The sequence below is a fragment of the Acidilutibacter cellobiosedens genome, assembly GCF_004103715.1.
GTDB classification, from domain to species: domain Bacteria; phylum Bacillota; class Clostridia; order Tissierellales; family Acidilutibacteraceae; genus Acidilutibacter; species Acidilutibacter cellobiosedens.
On sequence record NZ_CP035282.1, the window covers coordinates 2,542,456 to 2,560,084 of the forward strand.

At 30.7% G+C, this 17,629-nt stretch carries 14 protein-coding genes; 9 read left to right on the forward strand and 5 right to left on the reverse strand.

Annotation, left to right across the window (positions count from 1 at the left end):
* Positions 1–35: 35 nt before the first annotated feature.
* The 4 genes from EQM13_RS12360 to EQM13_RS12375 all read right to left on the reverse strand — a co-directional run bounded on the left by EQM13_RS12360 (position 36) and on the right by EQM13_RS12375 (position 7,249).
* Positions 36–5,381: a diguanylate cyclase gene (locus EQM13_RS12360; protein ID WP_128752836.1), complete on the reverse strand. Its 5,346-nt coding sequence runs from the start codon at positions 5,379–5,381 to the stop codon at positions 36–38.
* A gap of 52 nt (positions 5,382–5,433) precedes the next feature.
* Entirely contained in the window at positions 5,434–5,877 is a 444-nt protein-coding gene (locus EQM13_RS12365; RefSeq protein ID WP_234958969.1) for a MarR family winged helix-turn-helix transcriptional regulator, read from the reverse strand.
* A 125-nt stretch (positions 5,878–6,002) separates the two neighbouring features.
* The gene (locus tag EQM13_RS12370) at positions 6,003–6,890 is read right to left on the reverse strand and encodes a diacylglycerol/lipid kinase family protein (protein WP_071141362.1); all 888 of its coding nucleotides are present in this window, start codon (positions 6,888–6,890) and stop codon (positions 6,003–6,005) included.
* 173 nt (positions 6,891–7,063) lie between these two features.
* A complete protein-coding gene (locus tag EQM13_RS12375) occupies positions 7,064–7,249 on the reverse strand; it encodes a hypothetical protein (protein ID WP_071141363.1) in 186 nt (61 codons plus the stop codon).
* Between the two features lie 156 nt (positions 7,250–7,405).
* On the opposite strand from EQM13_RS12375, the gene EQM13_RS12380 reads away from it, so the two are divergent.
* The 6 genes from EQM13_RS12380 to EQM13_RS12405 all read left to right on the forward strand — a co-directional run bounded on the left by EQM13_RS12380 (position 7,406) and on the right by EQM13_RS12405 (position 15,027).
* Complete coding sequence (locus EQM13_RS12380; RefSeq protein ID WP_128752838.1) at positions 7,406–9,163, forward strand: ABC transporter ATP-binding protein; 1,758 nt, start codon at positions 7,406–7,408, stop codon at positions 9,161–9,163.
* A 15-nt stretch (positions 9,164–9,178) separates the two neighbouring features.
* Positions 9,179–11,194 carry an ABC transporter ATP-binding protein gene (locus EQM13_RS12385; protein WP_071141365.1) on the forward strand — a complete coding sequence of 672 codons (2,016 nt, stop codon included), beginning with the start codon at positions 9,179–9,181 and terminating at the stop codon, positions 11,192–11,194.
* A 23-nt stretch (positions 11,195–11,217) separates the two neighbouring features.
* Positions 11,218–12,018: a histidinol-phosphatase HisJ family protein gene (locus EQM13_RS12390; RefSeq protein WP_071141366.1), complete on the forward strand. Its 801-nt coding sequence runs from the start codon at positions 11,218–11,220 to the stop codon at positions 12,016–12,018.
* 293 nt (positions 12,019–12,311) lie between these two features.
* Entirely contained in the window at positions 12,312–13,109 is a 798-nt protein-coding gene (locus EQM13_RS12395) for a TrmB family transcriptional regulator (protein WP_071141367.1), read from the forward strand.
* Between the two features lie 18 nt (positions 13,110–13,127).
* Positions 13,128–14,006 carry a sulfite exporter TauE/SafE family protein gene (locus EQM13_RS12400; protein ID WP_114219299.1) on the forward strand — a complete coding sequence of 293 codons (879 nt, stop codon included), beginning with the start codon at positions 13,128–13,130 and terminating at the stop codon, positions 14,004–14,006.
* Between the two features lie 22 nt (positions 14,007–14,028).
* Positions 14,029–15,027 (forward strand): ornithine cyclodeaminase family protein, encoded by a 999-nt coding sequence (locus EQM13_RS12405; protein ID WP_114219300.1) that lies wholly within the window; start codon positions 14,029–14,031, stop codon positions 15,025–15,027.
* 98 nt (positions 15,028–15,125) lie between these two features.
* Here the strand turns inward: EQM13_RS12405 and EQM13_RS12410 are convergent, their stop codons facing one another.
* Positions 15,126–15,359, reverse strand: a complete 234-nt coding sequence (locus EQM13_RS12410; protein WP_240663035.1) for a hypothetical protein — start codon at positions 15,357–15,359, stop codon at positions 15,126–15,128.
* Between the two features lie 475 nt (positions 15,360–15,834).
* Here EQM13_RS12410 and EQM13_RS18865 point away from each other — a divergent pair, with 475 nt between their 5' ends.
* The 3 genes from EQM13_RS18865 to EQM13_RS12420 are packed head-to-tail and all read left to right on the forward strand — an operon-like array spanning position 15,835 to position 17,627.
* Positions 15,835–15,966, forward strand: coding sequence for a hypothetical protein (locus tag EQM13_RS18865; protein ID WP_255417523.1), 132 nt, complete (start codon positions 15,835–15,837; stop codon positions 15,964–15,966).
* 47 nt (positions 15,967–16,013) lie between these two features.
* The gene (locus EQM13_RS12415; protein WP_240663036.1) at positions 16,014–16,457 is read left to right on the forward strand and encodes a class I SAM-dependent methyltransferase; all 444 of its coding nucleotides are present in this window, start codon (positions 16,014–16,016) and stop codon (positions 16,455–16,457) included.
* 21 nt (positions 16,458–16,478) lie between these two features.
* On the forward strand, positions 16,479–17,627 hold the full coding sequence (locus EQM13_RS12420; protein ID WP_128752840.1) for a bifunctional cystathionine gamma-lyase/homocysteine desulfhydrase: 1,149 nt from the start codon (positions 16,479–16,481) through the stop codon (positions 17,625–17,627).
* The last annotated feature ends 2 nt before the right edge of the window (positions 17,628–17,629 follow it).

Genomic DNA, 17,629 nt, shown 5'->3' on the forward strand with positions numbered 1-17,629 from the left:
TATCACAATTAAAAGTATATATGCAAATAAATAACTCAATTAAGCAAAGGCGAAAATATGCTGCATATAGCTTTAATAAAATTATAACTGTTATAATCGAACTCTTTCTCTTTAAGTGGAACCGACAAATATACAATACCTTTCATTATACCTTTATAAATCAACGGAAATACAACTATTGACTTCCAATTAGGTATCCCTGATAAAGCATCCACATCTCCGATATCTTCCCAATCAATTAAAAATTCACCTTTTTTGCTCTCTATAGTTTTCTCCAATATTTCCTTATTATAATAAGGAATCTTTGAAAATCCCTTCGTAAATCTTTTACGGGAATAAGATTTTTCTATTTTCCCTGAATCGCTTAATGTAAATAAAATAATATTCTCTGCTGATAATATTTCCATAGTTCTCCCTAGAAATTCATAAATTTTATTTCTCAAAGAATTATCCTTTCTTAAAAGATCTACCATATCCATTAATGCCAATACGTTTCTTTGATCTTGAACGGTATTGCCGGTAACTATTCCGGCCAGTCTGTCTACCCTTTCAAAAGAATTAACAATATTGGAATTCCAGGCTTCTACCCTGTTTCTTCCATTCTCTTTTGCACAATATAAAGCTTGATCTGCTTCTTCGATTAATTCTTCTTTAAACTGACTATGATCTGGAAATATGGATATTCCTATGCTTACTGTTAAAAGGCAGCTTGAATTTTCAATATTTAACTCCTCTATTTTTTTCCTTAATTTTTCTGCAACTTCCTTTGCATCCCTTTCCGAAGTGTTCTGAAGAATCACTATGAATTCTTCACCTCCATATCTTGCAACTATATCAGTAGAGCGAACATTTTGAACTAATGTATTGCCTATTTTTGATAGTGCTTCATCTCCTTTTCTATGTCCATAAGTATCGTTTATATCCTTAAATTTATCTATATCAATCATAAGTAAAGCAAATCTTTCTCCGTTTATTTTAACATTATACATTATATCATTGATTATAATATCAAAATACTTTCTGGTATAGGTATTGGTCATAGCATCAATGGTAGACATTATCTTTAAATTGTAATTCTCCAAATTCATAAAAACCAAATATGACAATAAATCTGCAAGCTGATACCTTTCATAATCAAACCTATTAAATAGTTTATCTGTTTGTAGATAAATATATCCTATTATTTTTTCATTTTTAAGGTTATGTTTTCTTCTATCTTTATGAACAAAATTATTTATATAACCATTAGGCTTATACACCGGCACACATATAAAGGCTTTATTTTCTTTCGAGAGCGATTCCGTAAAAAATTTCTTTTTAAGTTCTTTGGGAGTATTTTTAATTATAACCCCAGTACTATTTTCCCCGATTATTTTTAAAATATTTTCGTCTATAATATCCGAATCCTTGGAATTTAAGCTGACAACCAAAGAAAGGTCTTTATTTTTTTCATCATAGGAAAATATAAATCCCTTTTGAGCAATAGTTTTTTCTGCTAAATATTCCAATATTAAATGAAGATTCTCTTTATAATTATCGGTAAAATTTACTATTAAATCTTCTAAATTTTTTATTTTATTTGTAAATTGTAAATCTGTACTGTTCCCCAACATTTTTCTAAGACAATCATTATCTATTAGTTCAGATATTTTTTCAAATTCAAAATATTTTTCAATAGAATCTTCCTTTTCTAAATCTTCTAAACATATATAAGGTATATCTTTCTTAAAAATTTCCTTAAATATGCTTTTCATTTTTTGTTTAATTTCATTTCCCCTATTGATTTTGATATATTGAATTTGAAATTTTTTATCAGGTATTCTTATAGTTAGCCTATAAAGAGCATCTAAAGTTTCAGTATAAAATTTCAATGATTTATAATAATCTCCAAGTTGATAAAATTTATCTGCGATAATAAAATTTCCGTAAAATTCAAAATACAGTATATCATTATTTTTCATTTCATTTTCCAAATACATAAGTTTAGAACTGTCCCCATTATTCCCATCAAGATAATATAATAGTAAATTTCTAATGAAATCCAGGGAATCCTTATGATATTTTTGAACTAAGTCCTCATCTTCTTTTAATAAATCATAAGCATAATCAAGATCCCCTTCTAAAATTGCAATAGTGGAAAACTGAAGCAGGGCTTTTCTTCTGTCAAAATTATACTTTCTCTTTCTAAATTCTTTTCTTATTTCTTCTATATGTTCTTTGTCAAATTTTGACTGTTCATAGTATTTAATTAATATTATTCTAATTTTCGATAGAAGATAATCTCTCATGTCAAATTCCTTACACATCTGTATGGCTCTGTATGTATTCTTCAACGATTTTTTCCACATGCCAAAGGTATAATAGAATTCTCCCATGAAATTAAAATATTGACCTAAGGCCTCTTTTTCTTTGTTAGGGTTTTTGATATATCCTTGTTTCAGTTCTCTGTAACAATTATAGCATAGACCGTATTCTCCCGTTGTTAAATATATATTCCCCAAATTTATGTTGGAAAGGAACAACATGTTTCCATTTTCAATATTCTCAGCTATTTCTTTAGTTTTTCTGATATACTTTTTCCCGTTTTCATAATCATGATTTCCAATATAGATTTCACCAACATTATTCAGAAAAGTCATTTCCAGATCTAAATCTCCAATTTTTCTGCTTATATTCAAGCCTTTATTATAGTATTCAATCGCTTTATCTATATCTCCATAATACTCAATATATACATTTGCCATATTATTTAACGGTTTTATAAACTCCACATAGTCCTCCGTTCTTTCAAAATATTCTATACTCTTAAGAAAATTTTTTTCCGCTTTTTCCATATTTCCCGAATAATAATCGATGATTCCTAACAAATTATAAAAATATCCTGTATTCTTTTCTGCTTTTTCTCTTTCGGAAATCTCCAACCCCGCTAATAACTCCTTCGAAGCACTGTCATAATTGCCTTTGTATATTTCGATCTTACTTAATGAAATGATCGAATTGAGTAATCCTTCAATATTATTTACATCTTTTGCAATGTTCTTTGCGGAAAAGGAATATTTAAAGGCTGAATCAAGATCATTTTTCTTATAATAAATTTGTGCTATTGAGTTCTTACTATCGACAATATATTTTACAGAATTATATTGTTCCGCCTCTTCAAGTAATTGCTTATAAACTTTTAGTGCTTTTTCATTCTGATATCTTAATACATAAAGCCTGCCAATACTTTCCAATACTCGAAGCTTTCTTTCATCTTTCCTATCTTTTAATAAATCATATGCTTTCTCCCAGAATAAAACAGACTGAGAATTTAGCAAAGACTCCATTTCCTCAGCATAATCAATTGTATAATCAATAGCCTTGTCCATTTGATCCGATTGTATTAAATGATATATGAGTTCTTCCAAATCTATATTTTTATTATTCTTATATTCTTCTTCCAATATGACTGCCGATTTTTTGTGCAGTTCCTTTTTTTGTATTGGATCTATAGAATAATATATCATCTTTTTTAATTTTAAATCATATACAATATAACTATATCCCCAATCTCCAACCCTTTCATCCACAAAATCTGCCTTTACCAGCTTATCCACTATCTCATTTAATTTATTTACGTCCATATTCACCATTTTAATAATACTATTTTTAGAAACGGGATTATTAAATATTGAAATAATTTTAAGTACATAGAGAGAATCATCGTCAAGGGAGTTCAACTGTTCTTTTAATGTATTATCAAAACTGACAGGCAGATAAATTTCCGAATAGGTCTTGTTTATCAAGTCCCAATTGCCTCTTTCATTTATCCTCAGCTCTCCTTTGGAGCAAAGATCATAAAGTAGCAATTCAATAAACCTCGGATTACCTAAGGTTTCCTTAAGAAGGCTGGCCGAAAAATTCAAGGGTTTAAAACTCATTCCCAAAATATATTGAACTAATTCTCCTATTTCTTGTAGCCCCAATTTAGATAACTTTATATCTTCAATATAACCTTTAGCTCTCCATTCTTCCAAAAATTTGGATACATTTGAATCAGAAATTTTGTCTCCGCTGTCGGACAGTATAAATGCTATGGAAAACTCCTTAGGACTTTTCAAAATATAATCAATAATCGTTAAAGTTTCTATATCACTGTAATGGATATTATCGATCACTATATTTAAGGATTTAATTTTAGATAAACCATCCATTAAATTTAATAATCTGTCATAAAGTCTAAATTTATCCTCGTTTTCTCCCAAAGAGGGAGTCGGAACTATATCTTTTGCAAGATTTAACTCCGGCAATATTTTTACCAGTTCTCCACCGTATTTATCTAATAATGACTTAGGAATACCCTTTATTGCTTGTCTCAATATATCTCTGATTACTTTAAAGCTTTCATTTTCCTTTTTGGTAATATAACTGTTATATACATCTATTCCTTTAATTTTCAAGCGATAAGATACTTCCTTTAAAAACCGAGTTTTCCCCACTCCCGGCTCCCCACTCACTAACACAATCTTCTTATTACATCTTCTGCCACGATAATCTCCACAAATTTGTAGAACCCGTTTTAATTCCTCACTTTGCCCAACCATCTTAGTTTTAAAATTAATGGTTTCCCTCTCTTTTCTTAAATCATATTCATATCTTATATGAAAAGCAGAAGAAAGTTTATTTACAATATGTGATAAATTAATATCCTTTCCATCCTTGTTACTTTCAACTAAATTATCATATACATTCTCTATAACTTGAAACTGTCCCTTCTCTAAAATTTCATCGGGAAACAAATATTTGATTATCATTCCTAAAAAATAAAAATCAGTTTTTATATCCTTAGACTTTTCTTTCAACAGAGTTTCCGATAAAATAAACTGATTAGTATTTTTGCCATATTCATTCTCTAAATTGTCTTCAAAGGTTGATATCAAATTTCGTAACTTAATTTCACGATTTTTCAATACATAAATATTTTCGGGATTCAAAGACTTATATGTTATTCCCCTAAAATGCAAGAAATTCAAAACTACACAGAGCTGAATAAGAATAAACACCTTGTCTTTAACGGACAATTCATCTCGTATCTGAGCTAAAGTTGAAGCATCTATATACTCGCTTACATAATAATATTTATTTATATTAACCGTACTTCTGTCTATTGTCCTGCAAATATCAAATTGCTCACAACTTAAGAGATACTTATGTTTAATACTGGAAATAAAAATAAAATTTTCAGTTAAATAGTCAATGAGTTTTCCATGTTCTTCATAATTAAAAAATTTTAAAAATTTCTTTTCTTCATTATTCCATAAGTCCTCAACTACATATAAATCATCTTTAGTACTATGATGTAATATAGTCACTATCTTGAATCTGTTATTAATAAATTTCATAGCTTCATTCCCCTTTAAAATCAAAATACCAAGTTTTAAAATAACTATAACGTTACTCTTCCCTAATAGCGTTATATAATATTTTTAGACATTCTTTTAATTTTGTTTTATCTTCTTTATTGAAGCTTCCAAGTTGTTCTTGCAGATATTCTCTCCTCTTCTCAAGAACTTTTTGAACCAATTCATTCCCCAGAGGCATAACTTCTATCCTTACAATCCTTTTATCCCTTAAATCCTTCCTCCTTTCCACAAGTTTATTTTTTTCCATCCTGTCAATCAAATCAGTTATTGTACTGCAGGCAAGAGCCATTTTCTGACTTAATTCTCCTATAGTCAAACTTTCTTCTTCATGTATTAATATTTGAAGAGCAGTAAATTGAGGAATAGTTATATTAATATCATTAAGAATTTCTCTCCCCTTCAATCTTACTATACAGTTGATTTTCCTCAGATACCTTTCAATTTCCATTACATCTTCTTCACAATTATTATTCAAAAAAATCTCCTCCAAAGTCCCGCTTTTAACATTTCTTTAATAAGAATTTTATAATGTCCTAACCTTTAAGTCAATATAATAATACCATAAATAAATAAAATTCTGACAATAAAATTGTCAGAGTTTTATTTAATAAATATTCTAAAGCTATTTGGCAGTACTTCAAATGTTGCGGGAAGTTTCCCTCCATATTCCCCGTCTATATCTATAGGTATACCTTCTTCTGTGAAAACGGATATCTTTTTAGTCTTAAAATACCTAACATTAGGATGATTTATATGGTCACCGCTAAATATATTTATAAATATCGAAACTAAATCCTGTATGTCCGATTTTTGGATGATAATACAATCCAAATATCCGTCACAGACTTCCGCCTTGGGAGCAAGCCTTTTAAACCCTCCTATTGAAGAACTATTAGATATCATAAACAACAATATATCTTCTGCTCCGTTATACTCCTCACTTTCAAATTTTACTTTTATAGGTTCAAATTTCTGCCTTGGTATCTCTTTTAATCCCTCTAAATAATATGCCATTCTTCCAAGAACCGCTTTGGTTTCCGATTGAACTTGATAGCCTACATTAGTCAATAAACCACTTGCAGCTACATTCATAAAGTATTCATCATTAACTCTTCCTAAATCCACATCTATCGTTTTACCTTTTCTTATCATTTCAAAAAAATCCCATCCGCTTTTAGGCAGCCCCATATGATTGGCAAAGTCATTAACCGTTCCTGCGGCCAATATAGCCACGGGTATTTTCTTTTTCCCCAAAACTATTCCCTTTGCAACCTCATTCACTGTTCCATCTCCGCCACATACAACTATTATATCCCAATCTTCTTTACAGGACTTAATCGTTTCCTTGGTGGCATCACCTTTTTCTTCAGTGACAAACTTTCCAACTATGTATCCATTGTCAATAAGAAATTTACATATATGATCCAACTTTCTGTTAATTAACTGTCTTCCTGAAGATGGATTAAATATTATTTTAACTTTTTTCATGAATATCAGCCTTTCTAATTTTTTCTTATCACTCCAAGGAAATATTTCATAATTATACAATTATAATTATACACTTTGTTTACTTTTTTAACATATAAATTTATAATAACCATATCAAAACTTCTTTCAAATAATTAAGAAGTTCTTAAACAGCAGAACTTCTTAAATTGATCTTAATTCATTCTTTTAAGTATATCTTGAAGGGCTCGAGCTTGAAGACCGCAGTCTTCCGCAAAACTTTTAAAAGTTTGAACTAATTCCTTATCTTCAACTTTCTTAGAATACATCTCATAATCTCTGACCATTTCCTGAGCGTCTAATATTTTCTTTTTAAGCATTTCTTTTGTATTTAGCTCCATAAATTCACCTCCAATAAACTATTATTAGTTTTTCATCAAATATTATTTTTATGTGAATGATTTTTTTACTTTAAAACTTATTTTTTTCAATTATAATAGTTAGTATAAAGTTTATTTAGAGAGTCAAAGTAAAAGTTGAGGGGGAATGACATTATAATGAAAAGTTTTTTGGTACTTAAAGATTTTTTTATCAAAAATAAATGGAAATATTTTTTTGGAGTAATATGGTTAATAATCATTGATATAGTCCAGCTAATAGTTCCGCAGATATTAAGAATAGTTACAAATCTTCTACAAAATAATCTCCTTACATTCAATGAATTAATTAAATATAGCTTATATATTATTTTAACAGGACTTATAATCGCGGTTGGAAGATATTATTGGAGAATATACCTACAAGGCACTGCGAGAACTTTAGAATATTATTTGAGAAATAAATTATTCAGGCATCTCCTCACTCTTTCAACGAATTATTTCAATACTCATAAAACCGGAGACCTTATGGCCCATGCAACTAACGATATTAACTCAGTAAGGATGGCATTAGGACAAGGAGTGGTAATGATTGTAGATGCGGTTTTCATGACTTTTTTTTCAGTAATAATGATGATTCATACCACAAATTTAAAATTAACTTTAGTTGCTATTTCTACTTTGCCTTTTATTGCCATTGTAGTAGGTAAATTCGGTAAAATAATTCATAAAAGATTTATAAAAGTCCAAGAGGCGTTTTCCGATCTTACAGATACCGCTCAGGAAAATTTCGCGGGAATTAGAGTAATTAAGTCATTCGTACAGGAAGAAAATGAAATTAAAAAATTTTCGGTAGTCAATAACAACAATTTATCCAAAAATCTAAGTCTCGTAAAAATTTCCGGAATATTTCACCCTTTAGTTCAATTTATGTCTTCAATAAGTTTTTTGATTGTTCTCTGGTACGGAGGAATATTGGTTATAAGAGATGATATCTCCCTTGGAGATTTTGTGGCTTTTAATTCATATTTAAGTTCGATGGTGTGGCCCATGATGGCAACAGGCTGGGTAATCAACTTATTTCAGAGAGGAGCCGCATCTATGGACAGGCTCAATATAATCTTTGAAGAAAAACCTGAAATTACGGATTCAAAGGATGCAATAGATATAAAAAATATGAAGGGAGAAATTGAATTTAAAAATGTATCCTTCAAATATCCCCATTCCGAAAATTATGCTGTTAAAAATTTAAATTTTAAAATACCTTCAGACCATAGTTTAGCAATCGTCGGAAGAACTGGAAGCGGAAAATCAACCATAGTAAGCTTGCTTCTAAGGCTTTATGATATAGATGAAGGAGAAATACTAATAGACGGAATTAATATTAAAGATATGACTATAAAATCTTTAAGGGAAAATATAGGGTATGTTCCACAGGAAAATTTTCTCTTTTCCGATTCCATTATAAATAATATTGCTTTTTCCTTTGAAGAAGAAGAAAAATATAATGAAGATTTAATTTATAATGCTTCAAGAACTGCTGAAGTATATGACAATATAATAGAATTCCCAAATAAATTTGAGACGGTGCTCGGAGAAAGAGGAGTAACTCTTTCGGGAGGTCAAAAACAAAGAGTATCAATTGCCAGAGCAATTATAAAGGATTCTTCCGTATTAATACTTGACGACAGTCTCTCCAGTGTAGATACCGATACGGAAGAAAGAATATTATCTAATTTAAGAGAAGTAATTAAAAAAAGAACTACTATAATCATAAGTCATAGAATATCAACTATTAAAGATTCAGATGAAATTCTTGTAATTGATGAAGGAGAAATTGTTGCAAGAGGAAATCATGATTCTTTAGTAAAACAAGACGGAATATATAAAGATCTTTATGAAAAACAACTTCTTGAAGAAAAAATACAAAAAAATTAATTCGGAGGGGAAAACATGGAACATAACAATAACGATGAAATATTGGGAAAAGCCTATGACTCCAAACTTATGAAAAGGCTTCTTAGTTATGCAAAACCCTATTGGCATTATATGACGATATGTATAATACTAATGATATTCATAACAGGACTTGAGCTTGCAAGGCCTTACCTTTTGAAAATTACAATTGACGACTATATAAACGGTTATAAAAAACCAATATATGTCTTTGACATAAATTCAGGTAAAAAAGGTACTATATTTAACAATAAAATCTATGTAAGGGAAAACAATCTTTCAGAAAGGGAAAGACTTCAACATGATGATAATGACATAAAAGTCATTACTAAATACAAGGGAAACTATTATATCGCCGATAAAAATGAAACAGATATAAAAAAGGGAGTCCTTTTATCTCATGAAGATTTTATGAAGTTCAGGCAAGAGGATATTGACGGATTAAAACTTATCGGTATGGTGTTTCTATTTGTAATATTAGGAGCGTTTGTTTTAAACTATGTTCAAGTATATCTTCTTAACTGGACAAGTCAAAAAATTATTTTTAACATAAGGAGGGATTTGTTCTCACATATTCAAAAAATGAGTTTAAAGTACTTTGATAAAAATCCTGTGGGAAGACTCGTTACCAGAGTTACAAACGATACGGAAACATTAAATGAAATGTACACCGATGTATTGGTTTATCTGTTCAAGGATATATTTATTCTTTTCGGGATAGCAATTATAATGCTCCAAATGAACTACAAATTAGCTATTTTGTCCTTCGCTTTGGTTCCGTTTATAGTGTTGGTTTCGATTATATTCAGAAATAGTATAAGAGACGTATATCGAATAGGCCGAATACAGCTCGCTAAAATAAATGCCAGACTAAATGAAAATTTTACAGGAATGAAAACTATTCATATATTTAAAAAAGAAAAGAAGATATTCAATCAATTTGATATCATCAATACAGATTATTTAAATACTGCAAAAAGAGAAATAAAAATTTATGCTTTATTCAGGCCTGCAATTGAAATAATCCGTTCTCTCGGAATCGCGGCTTTAGTATATTTTGGAGGAAGAAGAGTAATTTCAGGTCAGGTTGAATTTGGCGTTTTATATGCTTTTATCGATTATCTGCAAAGATTCTTCGAGCCCATATTGGATTTAACAGAAAAATATAATATACTTCAATCGGCAATGGCATCCAGTGAAAGAATATTCGGCATATTAGATGAAGAAGAACAAATTAAAAATCCTTTAGAACCCATACCAATAACAAATTTCAAAGGGAAAATAGAATTTAAAAATGTGTGGTTTGCTTATGAAGATGAAAATTGGATATTAAAAGATGTAAGCTTCACTATCAATCCCGGAGAAGCTGTCGCCTTCGTAGGAGCCACGGGAGCAGGAAAATCTTCAATTATAAGCCTTATGTCAAGATTTTATGATATTCAAAAGGGAGAAATACTTATTGATGGAATTAACATTAAGGATTATAATAAATATGAGTTGAGAAAAAAAATAGGAGTAGTCCTTCAAGATGTTTTCCTTTTTACAGGAAATATAAAAAACAACATAAGGCTTGACGATAATAATATTTCCGATGAAGAAGTAATTGAAGCGGCTAAATATGTAAATGCCGATCATTTTATAAAAAAGCTTCCCCAAAAATACGACGAACTTGTAATGGAAAGAGGCGCTACTCTTTCGGCAGGAGAAAGACAACTTCTTGCTTTTGCCAGAGCTTTGGTATTCAAACCTGATGTGCTTATACTTGATGAAGCCACATCAAATATTGACACAGAAACTGAAATATTAATACAAGATGCTCTTAAAAAATTAATAAAAGGCAGAACTACCATAGCAGTTGCCCACAGACTATCAACCATTCAAAATTCCGACAAAATAATAGTCCTTCATAAAGGCAGAATAGTTGAAATGGGTAATCATCAAGAACTGCTTCAAAACGAAGGAATGTACTATGATTTATACAGGCTTCAATATAAAGAAAGCTATCAAGCTTAATAAACTTTAGGAGTGCTTAATTTATGTATGATTTTCATATCCACAGCGATTTTTCCATAGATTCAAAATATTCAATGGAAGATATGGTCACGGAAGCAATAAATAAAAATATGAAATCAATATGCTTTACAGACCATGTAGAATTTGAAGTTACAGAAAAAAAACTGGATCTTGCTTTTAATACAAAAGATTATTTTAGAAAAATCAATCAAGTTAAATACAAGTATATGAATAAAATTGAAATATTATGTGGCGTTGAACTTGGGATGAAACCCCATTTATACAAAAAATACAATGAATTCATATCACAAAATCCTTTTGATTTCGTGTTGATGTCCATGCATTCTATCGAAGGAAAGGACATGTATTTAGACAATTATCTCAAAGATATAAAGCCAATTGAAGGATTAGTTAAATATTATGAATCCTTGTACGAATGTGTATTAAATTATAATGATTATGATGTATTGGGGCATCTTGATGTAGTTGACAGATATTTCCCGGAAAATACTCAGCTGCCTCCTCCAAAGGAATACATGTATTTGATAGAAGATATATTAAAATTAGTTATAAAAAATGGGAAAGGTATTGAGCTTAATACTTCGGGAATGAGATACCACCTTAAATATTTTCATCCTAAGACTGAATTGCTTAAGTTGTATAAATCTCTCGGAGGAGAAATAATAACAATGGGTTCCGACGCTCATGAACCCGCTTTTTTAAACTATAAATACAAAGAAGGAGAAAAACTTTTAAAAGAATTGGGATTTAAATATATCTTTCTTTTTAAAGAAAGAAAAAAATTTCCCATACACATAAGCTGAAATTAATTTAAAAAGCTGTTTTTATGTAGGAAGTATCTACATAAGGGCAGCTTTTTTATTGCTAAAATAAATTTTAAATACTTATTTACAAATACAATTTTCTTTAATATAATAGTAACTGATAGTAACTACTATCTACAGCAAAAAAATTGTACTGCAGACAATTTTTTATCTTGGTTTGTTAAAAATAGCACAATGTTAATCACCGAATTTAATATTGTCTTTATATTCTCATCATGGGATAATTGAATAAATTATATATAAAATTTATCTTAGGAGGGCAATATAGAAGTATGAAAAATTTAATTCCATTGATGAAAAAGTTCAATTTTACAGAATATGAAACAAAGGTATATGTAACTTTGCTAAAGGTAGGTCCGTCGACAGGATATGAAATCAGTAAACAGTCTTCTGTACCACGTTCAAGAGTATACAATATTTTAGAAACTTTAATTCAAAAAGGAATTGTATTGGAAGCACAAACCAATCCGATCTTATATAGTGCTATCCCAATCAACGAATTTAAGGAAAACATAAGCCGAAATGTTTCAAGTTCTCTTGAAGAAATAGATAACTATTTAGTTCAATATGAAAAAAATACGGATTCAGAAGCATTATGGAATATCGATGGATTTCAAAATATTTTAAACAAAAGTAAGTACTTAATCCAATATGCAAAAGAGGAAGTTTTGATTCAAATATGGCAGGAAGATTTAGATAAGGAAATGGTTCAGCTCTTACAAAAAACTAATCAACGCCTCAAAAAATTCGTATTAATTTTATTTAGTGAAACTCAACAGTATGATCTACCTTTTGACCACTATTACAAACATGGTTTTGAAAAAGACAAACTTAAAGAAATGGGAAGCAGATGGATATCAGTAGTAATTGACGAAAAGGAAATGATCTTTGGCTCTATTTCAAGCAAAGTTAACGGAGAAGCTGTATGGACAAAAAATCATTCAATGGTATTTCTTGCAAGGGAACATATTGTTCATGATGCATATTGCCTAAATATAATACAGCATTTAGATGAGAAAACAAAGAAAGAATTTGGTGATGACTTAGAAAAAATAAGAAAAATATATTAACCTTAGGAGGAAAATATTATGGTTAAAGTTATTTTAATATTAATTGTAATAGTTAATCTATCATTTCTAATTTCCTTTGTGATAGATCTTTTCAAAAACAAAAAAGAAATATCAAAAGAGCCGGGAAATAATATAGTTCTAGCCATTACATCTTTTATTATCTTTTTATTATCTACTTTTGGAATTTCGGATTTTGCAATCTCCACAGTTCTTTATCGTAAATTAAAATGGGTTTCAGACAAAAAATTACCGGGGACATTAAATACCCAATGTGTTATCCCTGTTGCGGTTATGGCCCTTTCTTATATTTCTGTTATTAAAGTAAGTATTGTAACATTAGCAGTATGTATTGTTGCCCAGGTTATCGGCGCATTCATAGGCCCCCGTTTTGTAGTTAAGTTACCTGAAAAAACCATTCGAATATTTATAGGAATCGGATTAATTATAGCTTCTCTATTAATATTAGCAGGGAAATTCAATTTGATTCCTTCAGGAGGCACGGCTACGGAACTGACAGGTGCAAAGCTCATTATAGCTGCTATACTGTTATTTATATATGGGGCACTAAATAATATCGGGATTGGGTCCTATGCTTTAACTATGGCAACAGTATATGCTTTAGGTTTAAATCCGGCTGTTTCATTCCCAATTATGATGGGCGCCTGCACTTTTTCCGTTCCCGTTGGAAGTATGCAGTTCATTAGATTTGGTCAATACAGCCGTAAAATTACATTATTTACGTCAACCTTCGGTATTATCGGAGTATTGATAGCCGTTTATTTTGTAAAATCCTTAAATGTATCAATGTTGCAATGGCTCATTGTCATAGTATTGCTTTACAGCTCAATTAGTATGCTTTATTCAGAATTAAAATCCGCCAATCCGGATGTTAAATAAATTAAAAAATGGAGGACTGATTATGTTAGTTTTGACAAAAGAGGATATTCAATCGATTTTTTCTATGAGAGATGCTATCGAAGCAGACAAAGAAGCTCTAAAACTTTATTCTCAAGGTAAAAGTTCCGTACCATTACGTACAAATATAGATATCCCGGAAGCAGAAGGCCAGAGCTTGTATATGCCTGCTTATGTAGGCGGAGATAATATAAAAGCTCTGGGGCTCAAAATTGTTTCTGTTTATCCCCATAATGTTGAAAGAGGATTACCTAATGTTCCGGCTACTATGGTAGTATTGGATCCCCAAACAGGTATTGTGGCTGCTATTATGGAAGGTACTTTTATTACACAATTGCGTACCGGAGCTATTCAAGGAGCTGCTACAGAAATTCTTTCCAATGAGAATTCAAAGATTGGAGCACTATTCGGAACCGGAGGGCAAGCTCAAAGTCAATTGGAAGCAATGCTTACAGTTCGTAATTTAACGGAAGTTCGTGTCTTTGATATTAATTATGAAAAAGCCCTTGATTTCTCAAAAAAGATGAATGAACATTTCAGTAATTTCGGTACTCGAATAATAGCTGTAAAAAACGCTGATGAAGCTGTAATTGATGCAGATATTGTTACAACTGTTACAACTTCCAAAATGCCTGTTTTTAACGGAAAATTGATAAAATCCGGTGCTCATATAAACGGTATAGGTGCCTATACTCCCGAAATGCATGAACTGCCGCCTGAAATTGTCCTAAGAGCAAATAAAGTTATCTTCGACACTGTGTCGGGAGTTCTATCTGAAGCCGGAGATTTAATCTCTCCACTTAAAGATGGAATTGTAACAAGGGACCACTATCAAGGAGAACTTGGAGAAGTAATATTAGGTAAAATTAAGGGGCGAGAAAATCCTAATGAGATAACTTTGTTTAAGACCGTAGGTTCCGCTGTTTTAGATGTAGTGGTGGGAGAAAAAATATACAAAAAAGCTGTAGAAACAGGAATAGGCAAAAATGTAGAACTCTCTTAACGAAAAAGTATTTTTAATATAAAGATAGGTTCTGTATAATACAGAACCTATCTTTATATTATCCTCCCTACCCCATTCTTAATTTTTATTGATACCCTCTAAATTTCCACTCTTCCTATCCCAACTCTTTTATCTTTTCCGCAACTTGGGCAACAAAAAAGATGCGTACATTCATCTTCCGCTGCCCCGTCTTCTGTATGGGAAATATCATCTAACAAATAAGGGCTATAATTATCTAAATAATTAACTACAGGACCATTATCCGACATATCTCTGCCACAGTTGGGACAGCTTATTTCTATTTCATATAACCCATTACATAATGGGCACACTCTTTTCAAATTAAACCACCTCTCCGGTAAAGATAATTTTTAAGCAATATCAAAAAAAACACCATTTAATATGATATATATTTTTATCATAAGTTGTCACGATTATTAATTTATTATAAAACTTTAAAATTTTTATTGACAAAATATAATATTTTCATAGTATATACTATGAAAATAAAAATTGTTAAATGCTGTGATAAAAAATAGTAGCATAAAATAAAAGCTGAAAGAAATTTTAAGCATAATTTTATGTGAATGCATCTTTGAGCACTGTCTCGAAATAAAATAGACGACAGCGGTTACGCCCGATAGAAGCGTTAAGGTATGTTTGTGCCGATAAAAACGAGTTATTATATGCTTATATTATATATAATAATTAGAGTGGAACCGTGGAATTTACTTCCGCCTCTAAGAAATAGAGGCGGAAGTTTTTATTTTTTGTATATAAGTCTTCAAATTTAAAGGAGGTGTATCTATGAATTCAATACAATATTTCAACACTGTAGCTAAAAAATGGAATGTAATACGAAGTGAATACTTTGAGGAGAGACTAAAATACAAAGCTTTATCAAAAGTAAATATAAAGGATAAGGAGTCGCTGATTTAGGCTGCGGAACCGGTTTTATTTCATTAGCTCTTGCTGATGACTCAAATATAGTATTTTCAGTTGACAATTCAAGAAATATGCTCAAAGAATTAAAAGAAGAAGCATTAAAGAGAAATTTGAAAAATATCTACCCTCTGAACTCCTCGCTTGATAACCTTACTTTATTTGACGAATCATTAGATGCCGTATTTATAAACATGGCACTTCATCATATTAAAGATGCTAAAAAAGCTATAAATGAAATGTACAGAGTACTGAAAAAATCAGGAAAATTAGTAATATCAGATGTAACCGAGCATAACGGAGAATGGGCAAGAGAAGAAATGTTTGACGAATGGTTGGGTTTTTCAAATGATACCATTTATGCATGGCTTAAAGAGGCAAAGTTCACTGATATCAATATAGAAAATACGGACTTAAGATGCAAGGGATATTCCAGTAAGGGCGAATACACGGAAACAGGTATATTCATAGCGGCAGCAACAAAATAAATATAATATGAGGAGGAAAAAATGAAAATAAAATCGTTATTGATTCATGGAGGAAAAGATGGGGATGAATTCACAGGTGCTGTAAACATACCTATTTACCAGACATCTACCTTTAAGCAACCCGAATTTGGCGTAAATAAAGGTTATGAATACTCAAGGACAGGAAACCCCACAAGAGAATCGTTAGAAAAACTTATTTCTGATCTTGAAGAGGGGTATGCAGGCTTTGCATTCGCCTCAGGAATGGCCGCAATTACAGCGGTACTTTCCCTATTCAAGTCAGAGGATCAAATTATAATATCAAATAACGTATATGGCGGAACTTTCAGAGTCCTTAACCAAATATTTAATAATTTTAATATAGGATATAAAATAGTTGATACGTCAAATCTTAACGAAGTAGAAAAAAACATCGATAAAAATGTGAAAGCTATATATATCGAAACTCCTACGAATCCTCTTATGGATATTACTGATATTGAGGAGGCAGCAAAGATAGCAAGAAAACATAAAATTCTCACTATAGTTGATAATACTTTCATGACTCCATATTTGCAAAGGCCTATTCTATTAGGCGCTGATATAGTAATCCATAGTGCCACGAAATATCTTGGAGGTCATAGCGATCTTGTAGCAGGACTTGCAGTGGTAAATACTGAAGATTTGGCAGAAAAATTACATTTTATACAAAACTCCACCGGAGGTATTCTCGGTCCCTTTGATTCATTTTTACTTATAAGAGGAATAAAAACTCTTTCAGTAAGAATGGACAGACATGATGAAAATGCAAAATTAATCGCACAATTTTTAAAGGGCAGACCTGAAATAGAAAAAATATACTATCCGGGATTTAAAGAACATCCGGGACATGATATACAAAAGAAGCAAGCCGATGGCTACGGAGCAATGATCTCCTTCGTTCTCAGAAGGGAATATAACTATAAAAAGTTTTTCAAAAATCTTTCTCTTATAACTTTTGGCGAAAGTCTCGGAGGAGTAGAATCTCTTGTATGCCATCCTGCATCTATGACTCATGCTGCTATTCCCTATGAGATAAGGCAAAAAGTCGGTATAACGGATAATTTAATAAGATTATCCGTGGGAATCGAAGATAAGGAAGATTTGATCAATGACCTGAAAGAAAGCTTGGAAGCAAGCAAGGAGGTATAAAT